Origin of the sequence: Microbacterium sp. Se5.02b (assembly GCF_019464375.1) — a bacterium.
Taxonomy (GTDB): domain Bacteria; phylum Actinomycetota; class Actinomycetes; order Actinomycetales; family Microbacteriaceae; genus Microbacterium.
The window spans coordinates 2501478-2522566 of sequence record NZ_CP080491.1 but is presented as its reverse complement, the minus strand read 5'-3'; the positions used below and the strand labels follow the sequence as shown (position 1 = coordinate 2522566).

General features: G+C 65.3%; 17 protein-coding genes. 10 read left to right on the top strand and 7 right to left on the bottom strand.

Annotation, left to right across the window (positions count from 1 at the left end):
- Positions 1-435 precede the first annotated feature (435 nt).
- The 6 genes from K1X59_RS12465 to K1X59_RS12440 all read left to right on the top strand — a co-directional run bounded on the left by K1X59_RS12465 (position 436) and on the right by K1X59_RS12440 (position 10879).
- The gene (locus K1X59_RS12465; RefSeq protein WP_183150330.1) at positions 436-1617 is read left to right on the top strand and encodes a tyrosine-type recombinase/integrase; all 1182 of its coding nucleotides are present in this window, start codon (positions 436-438) and stop codon (positions 1615-1617) included.
- Between the two features lie 210 nt (positions 1618-1827).
- The gene (locus K1X59_RS12460) at positions 1828-3768 is read left to right on the top strand and encodes an ATP-dependent endonuclease (RefSeq protein WP_183150329.1); all 1941 of its coding nucleotides are present in this window, start codon (positions 1828-1830) and stop codon (positions 3766-3768) included.
- Positions 3765-5423 carry a UvrD-helicase domain-containing protein gene (locus tag K1X59_RS12455; RefSeq protein ID WP_183150328.1) on the top strand — a complete coding sequence of 553 codons (1659 nt, stop codon included), beginning with the start codon at positions 3765-3767 and terminating at the stop codon, positions 5421-5423. Before K1X59_RS12460 ends, K1X59_RS12455 begins: the two co-directional genes overlap by 4 nt.
- Positions 5424-5741: 318 nt before the next feature.
- Positions 5742-7517: a site-specific DNA-methyltransferase gene (locus tag K1X59_RS12450; protein ID WP_183150327.1), complete on the top strand. Its 1776-nt coding sequence runs from the start codon at positions 5742-5744 to the stop codon at positions 7515-7517.
- The gene (locus tag K1X59_RS12445; RefSeq protein WP_183150326.1) at positions 7514-9832 is read left to right on the top strand and encodes a DEAD/DEAH box helicase; all 2319 of its coding nucleotides are present in this window, start codon (positions 7514-7516) and stop codon (positions 9830-9832) included. Before K1X59_RS12450 ends, K1X59_RS12445 begins: the two co-directional genes overlap by 4 nt.
- Before the next feature lie 21 nt (positions 9833-9853).
- Positions 9854-10879: a hypothetical protein gene (locus K1X59_RS12440; protein WP_220173445.1), complete on the top strand. Its 1026-nt coding sequence runs from the start codon at positions 9854-9856 to the stop codon at positions 10877-10879.
- 380 nt (positions 10880-11259) lie between these two features.
- On the opposite strand, the gene K1X59_RS12435 is transcribed toward K1X59_RS12440, so the two are convergent.
- The 3 genes from K1X59_RS12435 to K1X59_RS12425 all read right to left on the bottom strand — a co-directional run bounded on the left by K1X59_RS12435 (position 11260) and on the right by K1X59_RS12425 (position 13832).
- Positions 11260-12183 carry an oxidoreductase gene (locus K1X59_RS12435; RefSeq protein WP_258566833.1) on the bottom strand — a complete coding sequence of 308 codons (924 nt, stop codon included), beginning with the start codon at positions 12181-12183 and terminating at the stop codon, positions 11260-11262.
- Between the two features lie 73 nt (positions 12184-12256).
- On the bottom strand, positions 12257-13246 hold the full coding sequence (locus tag K1X59_RS12430; protein WP_202045241.1) for a zinc-binding dehydrogenase: 990 nt from the start codon (positions 13244-13246) through the stop codon (positions 12257-12259).
- Positions 13239-13832, bottom strand: coding sequence for a TetR/AcrR family transcriptional regulator (locus tag K1X59_RS12425; protein WP_183150324.1), 594 nt, complete (start codon positions 13830-13832; stop codon positions 13239-13241). Before K1X59_RS12425 ends, K1X59_RS12430 begins: the two co-directional genes overlap by 8 nt.
- A gap of 102 nt (positions 13833-13934) precedes the next feature.
- Between K1X59_RS12425 and K1X59_RS12420 the strand changes: the two genes are divergently transcribed.
- The 4 genes from K1X59_RS12420 (at position 13935) to K1X59_RS12405 (ending at position 17206) form a co-directional block, all read left to right on the top strand.
- A complete protein-coding gene (locus K1X59_RS12420; protein ID WP_183150323.1) occupies positions 13935-14321 on the top strand; it encodes an MmcQ/YjbR family DNA-binding protein in 387 nt (128 codons plus the stop codon).
- An 85-nt stretch (positions 14322-14406) separates the two neighbouring features.
- A complete protein-coding gene (locus K1X59_RS12415; protein ID WP_220173444.1) occupies positions 14407-16473 on the top strand; it encodes a carboxylesterase family protein in 2067 nt (688 codons plus the stop codon).
- Positions 16474-16502: 29 nt separating this feature from the next.
- On the top strand, positions 16503-17027 hold the full coding sequence (locus K1X59_RS12410) for a hypothetical protein (RefSeq protein WP_220173443.1): 525 nt from the start codon (positions 16503-16505) through the stop codon (positions 17025-17027).
- Positions 17024-17206 (top strand): hypothetical protein, encoded by a 183-nt coding sequence (locus K1X59_RS12405; protein ID WP_220173442.1) that lies wholly within the window; start codon positions 17024-17026, stop codon positions 17204-17206. Before K1X59_RS12410 ends, K1X59_RS12405 begins: the two co-directional genes overlap by 4 nt.
- Here K1X59_RS12405 and K1X59_RS21500 read toward each other — a convergent pair.
- The 4 genes from K1X59_RS21500 to helR all read right to left on the bottom strand — a co-directional run bounded on the left by K1X59_RS21500 (position 17203) and on the right by helR (position 21039).
- Positions 17203-17601 (bottom strand): MFS transporter, encoded by a 399-nt coding sequence (locus K1X59_RS21500; RefSeq protein ID WP_258566832.1) that lies wholly within the window; start codon positions 17599-17601, stop codon positions 17203-17205. The two genes, K1X59_RS12405 and K1X59_RS21500, sit on opposite strands and share 4 nt — an antisense overlap.
- Positions 17602-17772: 171 nt before the next feature.
- Positions 17773-18435: an MFS transporter gene (locus K1X59_RS21495; protein WP_244631978.1), complete on the bottom strand. Its 663-nt coding sequence runs from the start codon at positions 18433-18435 to the stop codon at positions 17773-17775.
- Positions 18436-18473: 38 nt separating this feature from the next.
- A complete protein-coding gene (locus tag K1X59_RS12395; protein WP_183150322.1) occupies positions 18474-18812 on the bottom strand; it encodes a metalloregulator ArsR/SmtB family transcription factor in 339 nt (112 codons plus the stop codon).
- Between the two features lie 94 nt (positions 18813-18906).
- Positions 18907-21039, bottom strand: a complete 2133-nt coding sequence (gene helR / locus K1X59_RS12390) for an RNA polymerase recycling motor ATPase HelR (protein ID WP_220173441.1) — start codon at positions 21037-21039, stop codon at positions 18907-18909.
- Between the last annotated feature and the right edge of the window lie 50 nt (positions 21040-21089).

The window sequence follows — 21089 nt, the reverse complement described above, 5'->3', positions numbered from 1 at the left end:
TGTTCTCATATAGGTCTGACATTGTGGCCGCTCGTCACGCGGGCGGGCGGCCGTCTCGATTCGCTCTCGACAGTAGCTCCCGCCGTCCTTCCCTCCTCCATCGCGATGAGCTCGTCCGTCCGCCGTGCACTGGCGATCGAGGGATTAGCGCCGTCGACGGACGACTTTAGCGCGAGGACTCCTCGAGCCGGACTAGAGCAATTGGCTCTGCCTCGCCCCGTGGAACGTAGTCAACTTCCTCCGCTTCGGACCGTGGAGCCTCGTACTCCTCGCGATCGCGGTTACAAGAACGATGCGCGTGTCCGTCTGCCAGCATCCCAGTTTCGCAACGGCCCGGGGGAGCAGCCCAGACTTGACGGATGCACGCAATACAACTTCCCAGCGAGCTCGATCCCCCGCACCATTCGGGAACGACGACAGTGACGGCGGTGGCTGGTGGTTAGACCGCGCACTCCAATAGGTACTTTCGGCGCGATCACCACCGCCCAGACGAACGGAAGCCGTTACGTCGCGCGGACCCGCTACCGGGACTGGGACCGCAAGAGCCGCCATGTTCAGACCACCGCGGACACGCGCCCCGCTGCTGTCCGGGCGTTGAAGAAGAAGCTCGCTGAACGAGATCTTTTCCATCCGGGGTTTTCCGGGATGAGTGCCGACAGTTCCTTTCCCTCGCTCGTTTCCTACTGGCTCGATGACATGGACCTCGAAGACCGGCTCTCCCGAACGACCCGGTTGCTGTACGAGCGGAACATGCGCACCCTCGTCCTTCCGTACTTTCAGAACGTCACACTCCGTGAAATTGGCGTGGCCCGTTGCGACTACTTCCTCAAGCAACTCGCGAAGCAGAGTTACAACCGTGCCCGCCAAGCCCGCGTCGTTCTTCGCCTCGCCCTCGGACTCGCCGTCCGGCACGAAATTCTGCCACGCAACCCGATGGACCACGTCTCACGCCTGCGCAGGCCCACCCGCAGCCCCGACGTGTTCACCTGGGACGAGATCACGTCGATCCGTACCGCGATCCGCGACTGGGAGAAGCGGCCCATCCTCGCCGGACCCCGCCCCGACGGGCAGCTCGGCCAGATCGTCGAGGCCATGCTTGGCACATCCGCCCGCATTGGCGAAGTCCTCGCGATTCGCCTCACCGACCTCGACCTCGACGCACCCGTACCGATGGTCCGTATTGCGGGGACGATCGTCAGCCGCAAGGGCGAACCTACACATCGACAGGATCACCCGAAGACCGCACGATCGGTCCGTCGTGTCGCGCTCCCGGGGTTCGCGCTGCGCGCAGTCCGTGCTCGGGTCCGCAGCCTGCGTTTCGTCGGCCCGGAGACTTTGCTATTCGCCACTCGTGTCGGGACACCACATACGACGAACAACGTGCGCCGCCAGCTCCGTGACGTCATGGAGCAAGCCGGTATCGAGGACGTCACCCCGCACCGGTTCCGTCGCACCGCTGCCACCGCGATCAACGACATCGGTGGACTCCAGCTCGCCTCCGAGCTCCTCGGCCACAGCGACCCCGCGATCACCAGGGAGCACTACATCCGCCGCAACGAAACCGTGAACCCAGCTACCGCCGAGTTCCTGGAGCAGGCGTTCGGGAAGGCGAGCTGAGATAGCTGCTCCGGTGGGTCGTGCGCTTTCGACTCATCTCGGAGCGAGAACGGCGTGTTCGTTGCCTCACCATGGAGGGCACAAAGGAGAATGAGCGAAACGCCATTTATGCGCTCGACGTGATCATCCGGATGAAGCGCTTCCGCACTAACCCGCTGCCCGCTTGGTTCTAGGACCCTCCACGCGCGTGCAGAGAGACGAGGACGTCTGATGCAGCTCACTCACCTCCGGATTTCCGGCTTCCAGTCGTTCGGTCCGACGCCGACCACGATCGTACTGCGAGATGTCACCTACGTGCTTGGCCCGAACGGCGCCGGCAAGACGGCGGTGCTCGAGGCGCTGTCGCGACTGTTTAGCCCGCTACCTACGCAGCGCAAGATCCGACACTCCGACTTCCACATCGCCGCCGGTCGCACCGCTGCTGAGGTGCACGCAGATGGGCCCGAGCTCTGGATCGAAGTCGACATCGAGGTCCCGGAATCGGGCGAGGACGGCGACCATCCGACTGTCCCGCCGAACTTCGCGCACATGCGCATCGCAACTGAAGACGGAGTACCTCGGATCCGCGTCCGACTTACCGCCACGATCGCTCCGGACAATGTCATCGAGGAGAAGCTCCAGTACATCCTCGAAGCTGACATCGATGGGGCGCCTTCGCAGCGCGCTGATATGTCCCGATTTGATCGCGCCAACATCGAAGTGCACTACCTGCCTGCGCGCCGCGATCCCGCTGAGCACATCGCCTACACCACCGCTTCGCTCGTCGGACGGGCGCTGCGCGCTGCCGACTGGGCAGCGGAGCGCACCACGCTCGACACGCTGTCGAAGGATCTCACCGACTCGCTTGCAGGGAACGCAGCGGTCAAAAGCATCGGCGTGCAGCTTGCGGGGGAATGGTCTGGGCTTCACTCCGGCGCCTTCTTCACCGACCCTTCAATCGCGTTCGGCAGTGGCGACCTGGAGAGTGTGCTGCGTCAGCTGACGGTCTCGTTCGCGCCGTCTCCGGCCGGTTCGTCGCTGCCGTTCGATCGGCTCAGCGATGGCCAGAAGTCCTTGCTCTACATTTCGCTCGTGCTCGCCTGGCAGTCGCTCGCGCGGGAGGTGCTGAACGGCACGGAGACTGCCTTCGATCAGCACCGACTCCGACCGCCGGTGCACACCATCATCGCGCTGGAGGAACCAGAGAACAGCCTTGCTCCGCAATACCTCGGTCGCATCGTCCGGCAGCTCCGCAAGGCTGCGGAGCATGGAGACTCGCAGGCCCTGATTGCAACCCACTCACCTGCCCTGCTGCGCCGCGTCAATCCCGAGGCCATCTGTTTCCTCCGTCTTGACGGTGATCGTCAGTCTCAGGTGCGTCGGATCGTCCTACCGGCCAAGAACGACGAAACGGCGAAGTACGTTCGCGAGGCGGTATTGGCGTTCCCGGAGCTCTACTTCTCGCGCTTGGTCGTTCTCGGTGAGGGCGATAGCGAGCAAATCGTGCTACCGCGCGTACTCGCTGCGGCTGGCGTTGCGGAAGATGACGCGTCAGTCTCCGTTGTCCCGCTGGGTGGGCGCCACGTCAATCACTTCTGGCGCCTATTGAACGAACTGGAGATCCCGCACGTCACCCTGCTTGATCTGGATTCCGGCCGGTACCAAGGAGGCTGGGGCCGCGTGAGCAACGCGCTTAAGCAGTACAACAAACTCAACCCCGGTAACTTCACGGACGCCCAGATTGACGGGCTTTCGAAGTGGGACGACGTCGTCGATTTCCCCGTCTACAACGACGTGAGCTTCACGGACGGTCACGGCCCGATCTATGCGCTGGAGCAGAAGGGCGCCTACTTCTCGCACCCGGTAGACCTCGACCTGATGATGCTCGAGGCCTTCCCCGACGCATACGGGGCGGAGTCGGTTGGAACGCCCGACGAGAAGACAGTCGCCGCTGTGCTCGGCAAGTCTCACGCGAACGAGGACCACCTGCCCGAGGATGCCTTCGAGCTCTTCGATGACTACCACCGCTTGTTCGATCTCAAGAGCAAGCCCGCGTCGCACCTCAAGGCGATGGCGGCGCTGACTAACGAGGCACTCCTGGCGGAACTACCCGAAGTCTTGCAACGCTTGGTCGCGGACGTGCAGGCCAAACTCGAGGCGCTTCCCGAGTGATTCAGCCAGAGGACTGGACACCGGTCGGCGGGCTGGAGCTCGAGCCGAACGCTCTGAAAGCAGTTCGCGACACCAACGCGAACGTCGTCGTGACCGCTGGCCCTGGCGCAGGCAAGACAGAGCTTCTCGCCCAGCGCGCCGACTTCCTCTTTCGCACGGGAGCGAGCCCGTACCCGAAGCGCATCCTGGCAATCTCATTCAAGGTCGACGCCGCCCGCAACCTGCAGTCCCGCGTTCGCCTACGCTCCGGGTCTCAGTACGCCGCCCGCTTCGACAGCTTCACCTTCCACGCATTTGCCAAACGCCTCATCGACAACTACCGTCCGGCCCTCACAGGCCAGAACGCGCTGAACCCGGACTACCGGATCGATGCCCGCACACGCATCCAGAACCAACAGATCACCTTCGATGACCTCGTGCCCCTCGCGCTAGAGATCCTCGAGAAGAACGACTACGCACGCGGCGCGTTGCGGCAGACGTACAGCCACGTCTTCATGGATGAGTTTCAGGATGCAACGACGGCGCAGTACGCCTTCTTGAAAGAGGCCTTCGCAGGCACCGGCGTGCACCTCATCGGTGTCGGTGACACCAAGCAGCGCATCATGGGCTTCGCGGATGCACTCGAAGGTGTCATGGCGACCTTCGCCGAAGACTTCGATGCGACTGATCTGCAGCTCTATCAGAACTTCCGATCCAAGCCTCGGCTGCGCCGGATGCAGAACCGCATGATCTTGGAGATGGACCCGTCCGCCGCGAGCCCGGACGAAGACCTCGAAGGCGAAGAAGGCATCCTGAAAGTGCTCCGCTTCGACACCGACGAGGAAGAAGCAGCTGCGGTCACTGAGATGATCGGCGAGTGGCTCGACGAAGGAGTGCCGACCCGGGAGATCACGGTGCTGGCTCGGCAACAGCCGCACCTCATCACGAGCGTCTTGGGGGAGCGTCTCACCGCTGCTGGCATCCCGTACCGCAACGAGCAGCAGTCCCAGGATCTGACCGCCGAGCCCGCTGCCGCCCTCATCTTCAACTTCCTTCGGGTCGTTACGGATGACGGCCGTCCCGAGGCGTACTCGGAATTGGTGCGCGTGGTGACGCGCGGCGGAATCGAAGAAGCTGACGGCGTCCTGGACAGCAAGCTCCGAACGATCCTGCGTGGAGCACGGCAGACCGTGCGCGCTACCGGGTTTGGCGCGTCGGACTACGCCTCGTGGAAGCCGCTCATCAACTCGTTCCTCAAGTTCGTAACGCGTCCGGCGCTCAATGCGCTGTCGCCTTCGTATCAGCAGGGCTCGCGGCTCAATGACGTGATCAAGGAAGCCGCCGGTGCGTTCAAGCGCGAGCTGGCGGTCGACGGTGAGCCGGTCGCCGCGCTCGACCGGCTGTCGGAAGAAGATGCCGTCCGGATCCTGACGGTGCACAAATGCAAGGGCATGGAGTTCGAGAAGGTCATCGTTTTCGGCGTTGAGCCCCAGTTCTTCTGGGGCAAAAAGGACGCCGACGTAAAGGCCGAGTTCTTCGTGGCTATCTCGCGGGCGAAGGATGAGCTCGTCCTGACAACAGCGCGCCACCGAACGAAGCCGGACGGCGCGAACGCCTACTGGCGCGAGGATTCGCCGCCACATGAGGAGCTCCTTGGGTACGCAGATGAATCCTGAGCTGTCATCCCGCACCAGCCCGTTTGATCCGGGAATGCCGCGGGGAACTCACCGTCATTGATCTCGAGGAGCTCAAGTGCCCCTCGATCGCCCCCGGTCGATATCGAGCGGACACTCTCAGTCTGTGCTTCGGGCGATGCCGCCGTTTCACGCACTTCAATAGGGCTTCGCCGTGACCCGCAAGCTGGCCTCGGCTGTCAGCTCCTGAAAAACCCCAGGCTGCAGGCTCATCCTCCAGAGGAGCAGGAGACCTGAGCTCGACTCGCCTGTCCGACACGCGTCTTCGTGAAAGTCGGTGGTGACTGAGAGAATCGAGGCATGACTGACCACGCCCTGCCGGAGACCGAGTCCGTGCGCGAAGAAGCCGGACTACACCTGCATTGGCAGGGGCGTCGATCGTACAAGTCGCTCATCCCGGTGCCTCGCGTCCTTGAGCGTGACGATGAACTCTCGTTCCAGTCGGACCGCGGCAGCAACCTCGTGATCGAGGGGGACAACCTGCAAGTGATGGTCTCCCTGCGAACGCAGTACGCGGAGTCCGTGGACGTGATCTACATCGATCCGCCATACAACCGCGGCGGCAATGACTTCCGGTACAGCGACGCTCGATTCCAAGACCCAGACGCAGACGGAAGCGATTCGGAGTATGTCTCGAACGTTGATGGCGGGCGACACACCAAGTGGCTGAACTACATGGCTCCCCGCCTGGTCGCAATGAAGTCACTCATGGCGGAAAACGGCGTGATCTTCGTGTCGATCAACGACATCGAGCTCGGCCGCTTACTCATGCTCATGGATGAAATCTTCGATGAGAAGAACCGTATCGGCGTGATCACCTGGCGCGGCTCGGCCGACAACAATCCTTCGCGAATCCAGATCGAGCATGAGTACGTCATCTGCTATGCCAAGAACGTAACTCAGGTCGCCAAAGCCTGGACCACACCGGCCGACGAGATGAAAGAGACGCTGCTTGAGCAGTTCGAAGAGCTCCTCCAGAGCGAGCCTGACACTGCCAAACGCGCGAAGGCGTGGGGTTCTCTCGTTCGAGCCAACGGGCGAGATTCTCTTGGGCGACTCGCCCGCTACACGCACCTCGACGAAGCCGGCCCGTACCAGGTTGCGTATCGCGTGCATAACCCGAAAAAGGGTGGCTACCAGTACGGGGTCACCAAGAAGGGGGTCGTCGACAGTGTGAAGGCACGAGGTACCTATCGTGTGCCGGCAAATGGCTACCGCTTCCCGGCGCAGACCATGCAGCGTTACATAGACGAGGGGCGTATCGTCTTCCCGCGCCGGCTTGAGCAAATCGTCCAGATGAAGGACTACCTGAAAGACTTCCGAGGCACGCTCCGAAGCGTCATCGACCTTGATGCGCGTGCAGGAAGCTACCGACTCAAGCAGCTCTTCGGTGAGGACTTCGATGGATTTCGATACGCGAAACCGGTCGAACTGATTGAGCTTCTCGTAGGTGCTGCCGGTTCAAAGGATGCTCTGGTCCTGGATGCCTTCGCTGGCAGCGGTACGACCGGCGATGCCGTCATGAGTCTCAACGACAAAGACGGCGGTCGCCGCCGGTTCGTCATGATTGAGGAAGGTAGCGAGGAAGACCCGTACGCGAGAACCCTTGTAGCGCGTCGTCTTCGGTCCGCCATCGAAACGGACGGCTTCGATGCAGGATTCACATTCCTGACAACTGGTGCTCAGCTCGATCGCGAAGCCATCCTGACACTTGAAAAAGACAAGATAACGGCCGTGATCTGTCAGACCGACAGATCTGGTACGCGTTCCGGCATCCGCCAGATCGACGGTAGGAAATGGGTCATCGGGGCGAATCAGCGGGGCGAGGCTCTCGCCCTTGTTTGGCGCGGCGCCACTAACAGCCAGGTCAACGCTGACGTCATCAACGAGGCGCTCTCGGAGACGAAGGCGCTTGGGCTCAAGACTCCGATCCGCATCTACGGCACGACATGCAACATCAGCGAGACGAAGTCCTTCGTTTTTTGCCAGATTCCGGATGAGATTCTGGCCGCATTGCAGATCGAGGACGCGATTCCTGAAGACATCGAAGCCGAGCTGGAGGCGAGCAACGCGTGAGTAACACGATGCGCCTGTTTGAGTTTCAGGAGAACGCTGCGAATCAGATTGTCGAGGCTGCGGCGGACTGGGTTCAGTACTACGCCGAAGATGGACCACTCTACTTTGGTAAGACCCCGATTCCCTTTATTGGGCATCTGAAAGCAGTCACCGGCGCGGGAAAGACGCCGATCCTCGCCAAAATTGTTGCTGATCTCGGCCCAAGCATCGTGCTCTGGACTTCAAAGTCGAGTGCCGTCGCAGATCAGACCTACCGCAACCTCAACGGCAAATATGCTCATCTGCTTCCGGCCGGAACTAGGATTGTTCGCGAGCGACCCAGCAAATCGGAATGGGAAGAACTCCTCGAGGCGACGACGGGCCTGACGATTTGGGTTACGACGGTGGGCTCTTGGAATGAGGTCGAGTACGCAGCCTCCGAAGGTAGCGAGACTGCACGACTCAACATGCACCGCCCCCACACCGACTGGGGCGGTGATCGATCGCCATGGGATCAGCTGCGCACCGAACCGCAGCGGCCGCTCTGGATTGTCTACGATGAGAGCCACAATCAAACCTCGACTCAGCTCGAGCAGCTGATCGGACTGCGACCTGTGGGCTTTCTGCTTGCGTCCGCAACACCTCCGAGTGGCGGACAGTTCGATCGATTCGCCGAGGTCGTTGACGGGGACGACCGTGCTCGGGAAATCGCCGACCGCGCGCGCTACCACGTGAGTACACGCGATGTGGTTGAGAACGAGCTACTCAAGCACACGATCATGGTCGAGAACTTCGATTCGGACCCCGATCAGCTGCTCGACTCCACGGTGGCGCTGCACAAGGAACTTACTCAGGCCGCCACAGCTGAAGGCGCAAGCATCACGCCGAAGGCGCTATACATAGTCGAGCGCTCTAACCCGACCAAAGACGAGATCATCTCCCGCCCGGTTGCTATCTGGGAACACCTGCGCGCCAGAGGCGTTCCGGCCGAAGAGATCGCAATCTATACGCAGACGAAGGTCGTCCCAGACGATGCTGTCCGCGTCTCATCCTTGGCAGAGCTCCAGCCTCACCACACGCACATCATCTGTAATCGCGCGCTGCAGGAAGGCTGGGACGATCCGGAAGCGTACATCGAGTACTTCGACGACGAGTCCAACTCCTATATCCGTATCGCGCAGGTCATCGGTCGTGCACTGCGCCAGCCTGGGGCGCGTCATTACGAGGACGACCGACTCAACACCTCGACACTATTTGTCCGCGTGCCGAACCGTACCTTCGAAGGCATTGTTGACGGGTTGAAGGCCGAGCTTGCGCTCTATGCCATCGATGAGACGAATCCAGGCGCAAACCCGTCCATCCGCATTAAGACACGCAAGCAACCGTTGCCTGATGTGCCTCTGAAGACGGACCTGCCGGTCGCCCTTTCGTTGCCGCAGTATGTGCTGGGCGAAGCGGAGCTCGAGGACGAAAAGAAGAAGATCCAAGCAATGTCGCGCCAGCCGTTCGCAGATGAAGATCTCCTCGCGAGAGGGCGAAAGAGCATTCAGAAGATCTCCTTGCGCGGTGAGGACGATTCCACACGCTATGAACAGATCGCTGCGAGCATGCGTCGCAAGAACGGCGAGTACCTCCGGCGCCGAGTTCAGCTTCGCGCTCGCCACTGCGCTCACCTGCTCGAGCCCGAGCTCTTCACTGGTCTCGCATTCGATCAGTGGGCCTGTTCCGGGTCCGCAGCGCAGTCTCTGCTATCTGACCGTGCGGACGCGATCGCAGAGGCGTTCGAGAACGCAGTGGAGCTCGTAATCAACCAGATCCATGGCGAAGAAACCTGGACGCCTGCGGCACACACGCCCAGCGTCGACAAGTACCACTCGTTCGAGAACGCAATCCACTCGCGATACGCCCAGAACCAATTCAACACCGAGGAACTTGAGTTCGCGAAGGCTCTGGACTCCCTCGGACGGGGTGTGTGGATGCGGAACCCGACACGCGGCGACGGATACGGGGTGCTACTTCCCGTCAAGGTTGGAAGCTCCAACACCTTTTACCCAGATTTCCTGTGGTGGGTTGACGGTGAGTGCTTCGCAATCGATCCGACCGGTAAGCACATTCTCGAAGAGAAGGTTCGTGGAAAGCTGCTGACGATTGACCGGCCAAAAATCGCCCTGCTCACCCGAGGCAGGGTGAGCACGGACTTCCACTCTCTTTCGGACACTGACGGATACACGCTGGTGCGCCCTAGAAAAAACCGTGGTGCGGCGCCGGAGTATTTTTCATCAATTTCGGACGCACTACTGCGGCTTGCTCCCGAGCCCACTCTTGAAACCAGCTAAAACCGAGAGTGGGGAATGGCAATGAGCTCATCAAGCTCGAAGACGCGACGAGCTGCGCGGTCAGCGAAGGTGACAGCTCGTAGCGCCCAGAGCTCCGGCATCGTCAAGTGCTACATCGAGCGGTTCGAGAATGCCGCTGGCGCGCCCGACCTCCGCCTTCGCGAGAAGTCGACCCAACGGCTCGTGAGGGTTCTGACGAGAAACGAGATGTTCAGGTCATTCGCGCCATTGTCAAACCTGCTGCGAGACTGTTACGAGCATGGAGGCGGCCTCGTGGAGTCGCGGAGTCGTGCGGAGCACATCGCCATCTCCGCGCCGATCGTGACGCAAAATGCTCGGGAGATCGCTGTGGCGTTCGAGCGCTTATCGGTGCATGTCGACATCGTAACCGCGAACATCGCATCTCCTCCGACGTCCGTGTGGGCCTACATCGAGGAGTACACCGCCGAGGAAGGTGGCCTCGGACTGCGTCTTCGGGAGAAGATCACCGGCCGGAAAATCGAGATGTACGGCAAGAACCAGGACTATTTGCTCACATTCCTTAGCAGCCCGCACTTCACTGGTGCCCAAACACACATGGCGAACCTCTACCAGAAGGATGGCTTCGACGACTACGTCCTTGTCTCCGGAGGCACAGCCACAGATTCGTACGACGTGGTGCTGTATACGGATGGCGTCGAACTCACCTACTTGCTTGGCCCAACTCCTGATACCGCATACCGGGACGCGTTCCGGGCGCTGACGGAGGAGTCAGCGCCCAAGGCGCACGGGCGTACTGCGCAGATGCACTTCGATATGGGCCGGTACCGCGAGGCCATACTCTCCGCGCGACTCGCTGTCGAGACGGCTTGTGGTGGACGGGGGGCCGATGTGAAGCGCCGACTCGCCGATGCTCCCGCGGACGTCAAGGCCGCTGGTGATGCCCTTTACGGGAAGCGCCACGTCGCCGTTCACGAGGGCGACACGCGAGTCGAGCAGCCCGACGCGATACAGGCGATCCGTGCGATGCGCCGCGTGATGGACTACCTGGCTGACTACAGTTTCTGAGCCCTCAGCCCGGTGCGGCCACGTCCAGTTGCACGCACCGCACAACGTTGCTTCGATATGTGTGTTGGGCGCACCTTATAGAGAAGGCATAGGTGCTTCGAGCGCTTCCATAAACCTCTGACCAAATCGTCGACGATTATCAAGAGCCGGGACCTGGCCGGGACCTGATGCATGCAAACCATGCCATCCATGACGTGAAATGACGCCGTTTGAGGAGCAGGGACGTCCGGAAAATCAAGGATTCGGGTTGAACCGTCTACCTGGGGGTCAAGGGGTCGCAGGTTCAAATCCTGTCAGCCCGACCAAAAAGTCCCGGAAACTCTCGAGTTTCCGGGACTTTCTCGTCGCCTGGAATCGCCAAGGCAGCACACTCTCTCGGCTCAGCCCGGCCCGTCGCTCGTCGCCGCGAGGAGCGACGTGATGATGTCGCCGATCGGTGTCGGGATGCCGTGGGCGCGGCCGAGGCGGGAGATGACGCCGTTGCGCACGTCCCACTCCAGCGGGCGCCCCGCCTCGCGGTCGGTGAGGATCGATGTGCTCAGGTCGGCCGGGAAGGACCGGAAGCGCGCGAGGATCTCCTCGGGGACCTCGTCGCCGAGCTGCGCTCCCTCGGCGCGGGCGACGAGCACGCTCTCGCGCAGATAGGCGCGGGTCAGCTCGGCGACATCATCGCGGGCGAACATGCCGGAGCGTCGCCCGGTGAGCGCCATCAGGCCGGCGGCGGCGTTCTGGAGGAGCTTGCGCCAGGCGACCGAGAGGAAGTCGGAGGAGAGGTCGACGGCGCACCGTGTACCGCGCAGCACCTCGATGATCCGCTCGCTGTCACGGCCCGCGGGCAGGGTGAGTCTCGCCTCCCCGCGCAGGCGCACCGATCCGTCGGCGTGCGCCTGTGCAGGGAACCAGACCACGGACGGGAGGATCGACGTCTCCCGCCGCACATGGGGAGACCATGGCGGTCTGCTCGACGCCGTTCTGGAGGACGCACACCACGGTGTCCGGCCCGCAGAGCGCCGCCATCCAGGGGCTGCGCCGTCGATCTGGGTGGCCTTGACCGCGAGGAACACGACATCCGCGGGGTGCGACACCTGATCCGGGTCCGTCCGCACCGGCCCCGGCACGGTGATGCGGTCGTCGCCGGCGAGGAGCTCGAGCTCCGGGCGCGGCGTGCGTCCGTACAGGAGAGGCGTGCGCCCGGCCTCATGCAGGGCGGCGGCGATCGTCGTGCCGATCGCGCCTGGTCCGATCACGGCGATCTCCGGTGCCGCGGCATCGACGGGGGCGAAGGGAGTCTCACGGTCGGTCACGCGCAACACCGTACCGTGCCCCGGTGACGCGGAGACGCGGTGCCGCGGTTCCCCGGTGGCGCAGGTCCGCGGGTCAGGCCAGCACGACGACGTGCTTTCCCGGCTGCCGGCGGGACTCGAGGGCGCGGTGCGCCTCGGCCACGGCGTCGAGACCTCGATGGACTCCGGCGACCACGACGTGCAGGGTGCCTGCCTCGATGGCCCCCAGGTACCGGGCCAGCGCTTCGGCGGGGAGGTCGTCGGCCGCGCCGGCGTAGCTGGTGAGGTGCACACCCGTGGGGATCGTGAACGGGTCGAAGTCGGGGATGGTCCAGGCGCCGTTCAGCGCGCCGACGAAGCAGACCGTGCCGCCAGGACGGATCGACGACAACGTGGCGGGGAGGGCCGTCGCACCGACGAACTCGAGGGCCCCGTCGAGACCGTCGGGCGCGATGTCGCGGAGCGCGCTCTGCAGTGTGTCGTCGTCGATGAGGGCGTGGTCTGCCCCCACCTTCGCGAGAAGGTCTGTGCTGTCGGGATTCCGCGTGGTCGCGATGACCGTGGCGCCGAGTTCGTGCGCGATCGCGACGGCGGTCAGACCCACCGTCGAGGTGCCGCCGTGGATGAGGACGGTCTGGCCTGCTCTCAGCCCCAGTCCGGTGGTGAGCGAGCCGTGTGCGGTCTGCAGCATCTCGGGCAGAGCGCCGACGACACCCCAGTCCAGCTCGGTGTCGAACGGGATCACGTTCGCCGCGTCGACCACCGTGTACTCCGCATAGCTTCCGTCGATGCGTCGGCCGAGGCCGCCCATCATGGTGGCGACCTTCTGGCCGGGGGTGAGTTCGACGCCGTCGCCGACCGCATCGACGACACCGACCGCTTCGATGCCCAGGATCCGCGGGAACGAGAAGTCGGGACCGGATTCGCCTCGACGGCTCGTGACCTCGGACTCGTTCACTCCGAACGCCCGCACGCCGACGCGCACCCATCCCGGGCGCACGTCGGGGACGGGAACCTCGCTGACGACGAGGCCGTCGATGTCGACAGGACCGGTGAGCCGGATGGCGCGCATGGTTTCAGGCATCGTTCTTCTCCTTCTCGTGGAACGGGTGACCGGGGGCGGCCAGCGCCAGGAGCGCGGCGTAGGACGGGCGCACCGTGGCTTCGTCGAGCGTGCCGTCCACGTGCGCCAGCCGGTGACTCCACCAGCCCCAGAGCAGGGCGTTGATCGCGAGCGCGGTGCGGGTCGGGACGACGCGGTCGAGCATCACGATGGCATCGTCTTCGACCGCTTGGAGGACGTCGGCGATCTTGGGGTTCCGTGCGCCGTAGTGACGGATCTCCTCGTAGAGACGGATGTCGTCGAGGGACGGGCTCGTCGCTCCGATCGTCGCATCGACCAGCGCATCGACGACATCAGCGCGTGTGCGCGCCTGACGGAGCGGTTCCGCGTAACGAGGCTCGAGGTCGCTGCGCGTCGTGTCGAGTGCGCTCACGATGAGGCCCTCGAGTGTGGGGAAGTAATAGGTCATCGACCCCAGCGGCACTCCGGCGCGCGCGGCGATTCCTCGGTACGAGGCTGCCGCGATGCCGTCGTCTCTGATCACGGCGAGCGTGGCGTCGAGGATCCGGTCGCGGCGGCCGGGGTCGTTCGGTCTCCCTCGACGCATGTCCTTCTCCTTTGTCCGACCCAGTGCGTACACTGGTACACAACTTAGTGCGTACACCGGTACGTACCTGATCTCAGGGTAGTCCAGGAGGAGGGACAGCGCATGGAGGGCGAAGAACTGCAGGAGCAGGCCAGGGCACGTGTGCAGGAGCTGCCGGGCGCGGAGCTGGAGCACCCGTTCGGACCCGACTGGGAGGTGTACAAGGTCCGGGGCAAGGTCTTCCTGATGCTCACCGACCTCGGTGACGAGTCGATCCTGATCCTGAAGGCCGACCCGGAAGACAGCAAGGCTCTTCGGGAGCAGTACGACGACATCACGCCCGGCTACCACATGAACAAGAAGCACTGGATCACGGTGCGCCCCGGCGGCGACCTGCCGAAGCCCCTCCTCGACGACCTGGTCACCGACTCGTATCTGCTCGTCGTCGAGAACCTGCCGCGGGCGCAGCGTCCGGTCGATCCCGCCGTCTTCGGCAGGAGTGTCCGATGACGCATCACGATCTCGACCTGATCGAAGACCTCGTGCACGGCTCCTACGCGCTCGCCGACGACCGGACGGCGAAGGGGAAGCCCTGATGGACGATCGACAGCCCTCCCTCTTCGAGCCGGACGACGCCTCGCGCCCGCTGGCCGATCGGCTGCGCCCGCACTCTTTGAGCGACGTCGTCGGTCAGGGGCATCTGCTCTCCGCCGATGCACCGATCGGGCGGATGGTCGACGCGCAGCGGCTCGTGTCGATGGTGCTGTGGGGACCGCCGGGGTGTGGGAAGACGACGATCGCGCGGCTCCTCGCCGCACAGACCGAGCTCGCCTTCGAACCGCTGTCCGCGACGTTCTCCGGGGTGGCCGATCTCCGCAAGGTCTTCCAGGCGGCGAAGCAGCGACGGGAGATCGGCCAGGGGACTCTGCTGTTCGTCGACGAGATCCACCGTTTCAACCGCGCGCAGCAGGACTCGTTCCTGCCCTACGTCGAAGACGGCACCATCGTCCTCGTGGGTGCGACGACGGAGAACCCCAGCTTCGAGCTCAACGGCGCCCTCCTGTCGCGGTGCCAGGTCTTCGTGCTGAGACGCCTCGACGAGACGGCCTTGGAGACTCTCATCGGCCGCGCCGAAGACCTCATCGGCGCCCCGCTCCCGCTCGACGACGACGACGCCAGACGGTCGCTCATCGCGATGGCCGACGGCGACGGTCGATACCTGCTCAACATGATCGAGCAGATCCAGCACCTCCCCGCGCCGGTCGACACGACGGCCCTCGCCGCGGCCGTGCAGAGACGCGCGCCGCTGTACGACAAGTCGCAGGAGGGCCACTACAACCTCATCTCCGCGCTCCACAAATCGATGCGCGGCTCCGATCCGGACGCCGCCCTGTACTGGTTGGCCAGGATGCTCGCCGGCGGCGAGGATCCGCTGTTCATCGCGCGGCGCATCACCCGCTTCGCGAACGAAGACATCGGCATGGCCGATCCGCAGGCGATCCAGCAGGCGCTCGCCGCGTGGGACGTGTATGAGCGGCTCGGATCCCCCGAAGGTGAGCTCGCCATCGCCCAGGCCGTGCTCTACCTCTCCACGGCGCCGAAGTCGATCGGCGTGTATCGCGGTTTCAGCAGGGCCTCGGCTGCAGCGAAACGCACCGGTTCCCTGACGCCGCCGGCGCATATCCTCAACGCCCCCACCCGGCTGATGAAGAACCTCGGCTACGGCAAGGGCTACCGATACGACCCCGACACCGAAACCGGCTTCTCCGGTGCGGACTACTTTCCCGACGACATGGACCGGGAGACGTTCTACGAGCCGACCGACGCCGGTTACGAACGCGCCATCGGCGAGCGCCTGCGCCACTGGGCACGCCTCCGCGCCGAGATCTCCGACGGCACGGACGACTCCCCGCGCCCACCCACCCCTGACCTTCCCGACGAGGACTCACTCATGACCGACATCCCCTCCACTCTCAGCGACGAACACCCGGTGCGCTCCTGGCTGGGCATCCCGTTCGCCACCGCCGCACGCTTCCGCAGCCCCTCCCTGCTGCCCTTCGACCCTGACCTGCCATACGACCGGAAAGGGCCCGCCCCGTTGCAGGCGGGGGACACGAGCTGGCTCGAAGCCGATGCCGGATTCAGCGAGGACTGCCTGAATCTCAATGTCTGGGCACCGGAGGATGCGGGAGCGGAACCCCTTCCGGTCGTCGTCTACATCTTCGGCGGCGGATGGATGCTCGGCGCCAACACGCAGACCACCTCGAACGCATCGGGGCTCGCCGCGACCGGACGCGCGATCGGCGTCTCCGTCAACTATCGTCTGGGCGCGTTCGGCGCGCTTTCCCTCTCGCAGTACGGCGGCGCCCTCGCGGAGGCCACGAACCTCGGGTTGCAGGACGTCATCGCTGCCCTTCGATGGGTGCAGGCGAACATCGCCCGCTTCGGAGGAGACCCCGCCCGCGTCACCGTGACCGGTCACAGCGCCGGGGCGTTCTCCGCTCTCAGCCTGCTGGCCGCGCCCTCTGCCGACGGGCTCTACCACCGCATCGCGGCGTTCTCCGGCATGCCGTCCCGCCAGGTGCCCGCGTGGGGTGCCGAGGAACGCGCCATCGCGGTCCTCACGGCGCTCGGGATCCAGGACGCCCCGAGCAGCTTCTGACCATCGACGCCCACGTGCTCGCGGAGACGATGAGCAGGACCCAGTCGGCGGATCCCGGGGCCGCCCACGGCGTCGACAACGACGTCATCGCCATCGTCGACGACCGGAACCAGCCGGGCGGCATCCTCGACGACCATCCCCTGCGCGTGCTCGAATCAGGACGGCACCGCGACGTCGACATCCTGTTCAGCAGCACCACGCACGAGACCGACTGGTGGGTGCTGCACCGGACCGAGGACTTCGACCCGGGGACGATCGAGAACCTGGTCGAGGAGTTCGCGACCAGGAACCGCATTCCGCGAAGTCGGGCGCGCGCGATCGTCACGGCATACGACATCGAGGGGCGCACGCCCGTCGAGGTCCGCGGCGCTCTGCTCACCGACTACTCCTTCACGCTGCCGCAGACGCGGGGCGCACTCGCCCATGCCGCGGCGGGAGGTCGGGCGCACCTGCTCTCGGTCGGTTCCGTCGACGGCGCACACACGCGGTGCACGGCACGGAGATGTACGGCATCGTCGGGCAGAAGCGTTCCGGCGCCTCGGCCGAGCAGGTGACCCGCGACACGGTCGTCCGCGACGCGCTCCTCGCTCTCGCCTCGGGAGACTCGGCGGCGCTGTGGGAGCCGGTGTCCGCGGTCCCCACGGTGCGAGGCATCGGCGACATGCCCGCCGACCCCACGGTGCACGCGCGGCAGGTGCTCGAGACGTTCCGGGGATCGAGCGGCCGTAGCTAGCGGACGGTGTCGAGGTCGCCCTCGACCCGCACCGCCGGTCGCCTCCAGGCGACGGTCGTCAAGGCCGCACCGAGCACCGCGATGCCGACCAGGAGCAGCGCCACGGCGGGGAGTCCGATCGCGGCTCCGAGTATCCCCGCGAGGGGATAGGCGACCAGGAAACAGGCGTGCGAGAGCGAGAACTGGGCGGCGAACACGGCTGACCGGTTCTGCTCCGTGCTGTTGCGACGCAGCAGGCGGGCGGACGGTGTGAGGATCGTGGAGGTCGCCGCCCCGAGCAGCAGCCACGACACCAGCAGTGCGGCCCACTGCGCCGTGCCCTGCATCCAGGCGATCACCCCAGCGGCGGCCGCGAGGAGGATCGGGAGAGCGATCCCCGGCGAGCATGAGCACACGGTCGGACACCGCGTCGAGAAGCCGCGGGACGCCGAGCGCGACGAGCATCGAGCCGCCTCCGTACGCGCCGAGGAGCAGGGCGACATCGGTCTGCAGGCGGCCGAGGTCGCCCTGAACCAGTACGACGCTGTTCACGATCACCATCGCCGTGGTCGTGGCGACGACGAGGTTCAGGCCCAGGAGCCCGCGCAGCTCCGGCGTCGACCAGTAGGCCAGCGCTCCGCGGGTGAGGCGGTCGACGAAATGCGCCGCCGGGGAGCCTCGATGTGCGGGAACCGGGAGGAGACCACGAGGGCGGCCGAGGCGATGAACCCGATCACGGTGCCGACGAACAGGGTGTGGAAGCTGCTCGCCGTGAGCAAGGCGGCAGCGAGCAGCGGGCTCAGGAGCGACTCGAGATCGTAGGCGAGGCGGGACAGCGACAGGGCGCGGGTGTATTCGCGTTCGTCGGGCAGCACGGAGGGGATCACGGCCTGGAACGTGGGGGTGAACGTCGCCGAGGCCGATTGGAGCACGAAGATCAGGATGAAGATCTGCCAGGCATCGGTGACGAACGGGAGCGAGACGGCGACGCCCGCGCGGACGAGGTCGGCGCCGATGAGCACGGGCTTGCGCGGCAGTCGTGCGACGAGGGCGGTGGTGACAGGCGAGACCGCGACGTAGGCGACCATCTTGATCGTCATGGCGACTCCCAGCACGACGCCGGCATCACCGCCCGCGATGTCGAAGGCGAGGAGGCCGAGGGCGACGGTCAGCAGCCCCGTACCGAGGAGAGCGACGATCTGCGCGCTGAACAGCTTCGCGTAGGTCGGGTTGCGGAGGACGGCGAACATCGAGCACCTCGCTCGTGGGGGAAGGGGAGAGGAGGAGGTCAGTGATGCGGCGCGGCGTGGTGAGGCGGCGTCTGCCCGTTCGCGACGGCGTGTTGGGCCTGCTTGATCGCCTCGACGACGAGGGCGACCGCGTGCTCGTCGGTGAGACGGTACAGCACACTCGTGCCCTCGTGCCGGGTGGTCACCATGCGCACCATGCGCATCCGCGCGAGGTGCTGCGACACCCCGGACGGCTTCTTCCCGACGATCTCCGCGAGCGTGTTCACAGGGAGTTCGTCGGCCTGTCGAAGCGCGAGCACGATCTTGATGCGCGTGGGGTCCGCGAGGATCCCGAGAACCTCAGCCGCGAGGTCCACGTACTCCGACGCCGGATCCATCCCGCAAACCTTATTACCTGCATCCATACGCAGATACTAACATTGAGCGGGGCCTGCAGCGTCCCGCGGGGCGAGCAGCGTCGTCGCCCGATGCTCAGCGGAGGATCACGAGCTCGCGCGTCGTCCTCGTCATCGCCACGTACCGATCGACCGCGCCGGTCACGTCGTCGCCGAACTGCTCCGGTCTCACGAGCGCGACCAGATCGAACTCGAGCCCCTTGGCGCCTTCCGGTGTGAGCGACCGCACGCGTGCCGTCCCTACGTAGGCCGGGTCGCCGATTACACACGCCACGCCTTCGGGGTGCGCGTCGAGCCAGTCGTCGACGACCGTGGAGAGGGATGCCGCGTCACCGAGGCGCACGGGAACCCCGCTCTCGCGCACCGAGGTCGGCACGTTCGCGTCGGGGATCGCCGCGAGCACGGCAGGCGCGGCGACCTCCATCACCTCCGACGGGGTGCGATAGTTCACGCCGAGGTGGGCGATCCGGATGTCGCGGATGCCGAGCCGTGCGAGCCTCGCCTCCCAGCTCTCGGTGAACCCGTGTCTGGCCTGTGCGCGGTCGCCCACGATCGTGAAGCTGCGGGAGGAGCAGCGGGCGAGGAGCATCCGCCACTGCGCGTCGGAGAGCTCCTGGGCCTCGTCCACGACGATGTGCCCGAACGGCCCCGCGAGCTCATCGGGGGTGAGGGCGGGCGGGGCGTCGACGCCGAGCAGCACGTTCCTGGCGTCCTGACCGCGGAGGATCGACATCACCTTCATCTCGCTGTCGTCGTCTTCGATCAGATGATCCACGACGTGCGCCATCTGCTCCTGCGCCGCAGCGATCACGGCCTCGCGGCGATGCCGGGCGCGCACGGAATCCGGATCGCCGATCCGGCGGTAGGCAGCGTCCAGCAGCGGCAGGTCGGAGTCGGTCCACGGCGCCGCGACGTCGCGCTGCAGGAGGGCGATGTCGTCCGGCCCCAATTCGGGCGCGCACCGCTGCAGAAGCTCGGGCGAGCTCCACAGCCGCGCCACCGCCCACGTCGGGGAGAGCAGCGGCCACGCCCGGACGAAGGTTCCGGTGAGCTCCTCGTCCTGGCGCAGCCACCGCCGGACGACGTGGGGCGGCACCTCCTCGTCGTCCACCTGATCGACCAGCAGCTCCAGGATCTCCTCCCAGACCTCGTCGCGAGCCTCGTCATGCGACGCCGCGGGGTCGGCGCGGGAGAAGAGCTCGGCCCACTCCTCACGGCTCATCCAGAGGTCGGCCCACGGCGATTCCAGGCGCATCGCGTGCTGCGGAGGCCGCTCGAACTGCTTCGCGACCGCATCGAGCACCGCGGTGGGATCGAGAGTCTCCTTCAGACGTGCGACCCGAGGATCCGGCTCCGCTGTGGCGGTGGCGCCCTCGGGGACGAGATCGCGGAGGGTGCACAGGCGCACGGTGTCCTCGCCGAGGCTCGGCAACACGTCCTCGACGTACGAGAGGTAGTGCGCGTTGGGCCCGACCAGCAGCATCCCGCCGGCGCTCCGCGTGAGGCGCGGCTCGGCGTACAGCAGGTGGGCCGCACGGTGAAGAGCGACGACGGTCTTCCCCGTGCCCGGACCTCCGTCCACCACGAGCGCACCGGGGGAGGGCGTGCGGATGATCGCATCCTGGTCGGCCTGGATCGTCGCGAGCACGTCGCGCATCCTCGAGGTGCGGTGCGATCCGAGGCTCGCGATGAACGCGGACTGGTCGTCGAGGGAGGCGGCCCCGTCGAACCCCGCCGCCGTGAGGGCCTCGTCCCAGTAGTCGCTGATACGCCCGGATGTCCAGCGGTAGCGTCGTCGCGAGACGATTCCGCGCGGGTCCTCCATCGTGGCGGCGAAGTACGGTTCGGCCGCGGGTGCGCGCCAATCCACGAGGAGCCGGGTGCCGTCGGCGGCGGCCAGCCCGACGCGGCCGATGTAGACGGCCTCACCGTCCACCCTCGTCATCCTGCCGAGACAGATGTCGATCCCGAAACGCTCCAGCACCCGGAGGCGGCTGCTCAGGCGACGGATCCGGAGGTCGCGGTCCACGGCGGCGTCTCCGAACGTCGCCTCCTGGTGCCGCGCCTCGACCAGGCTCCGGGTGACGTCGGCGCGCTGCGCCGCCAGCGCATCGGCGATCTGCGCGAGATGTGTGCGGTCGGGGTCGAGGAGCTCGGGTGCGGCTTTCGCGCTCAGGTTCTCGGGCAGACGGAAGGGGTCGATGGGCATTGCTCTCCTTCGCACGCGTGCGCGGATGGCACGAGCGAGGGTCGATTCTG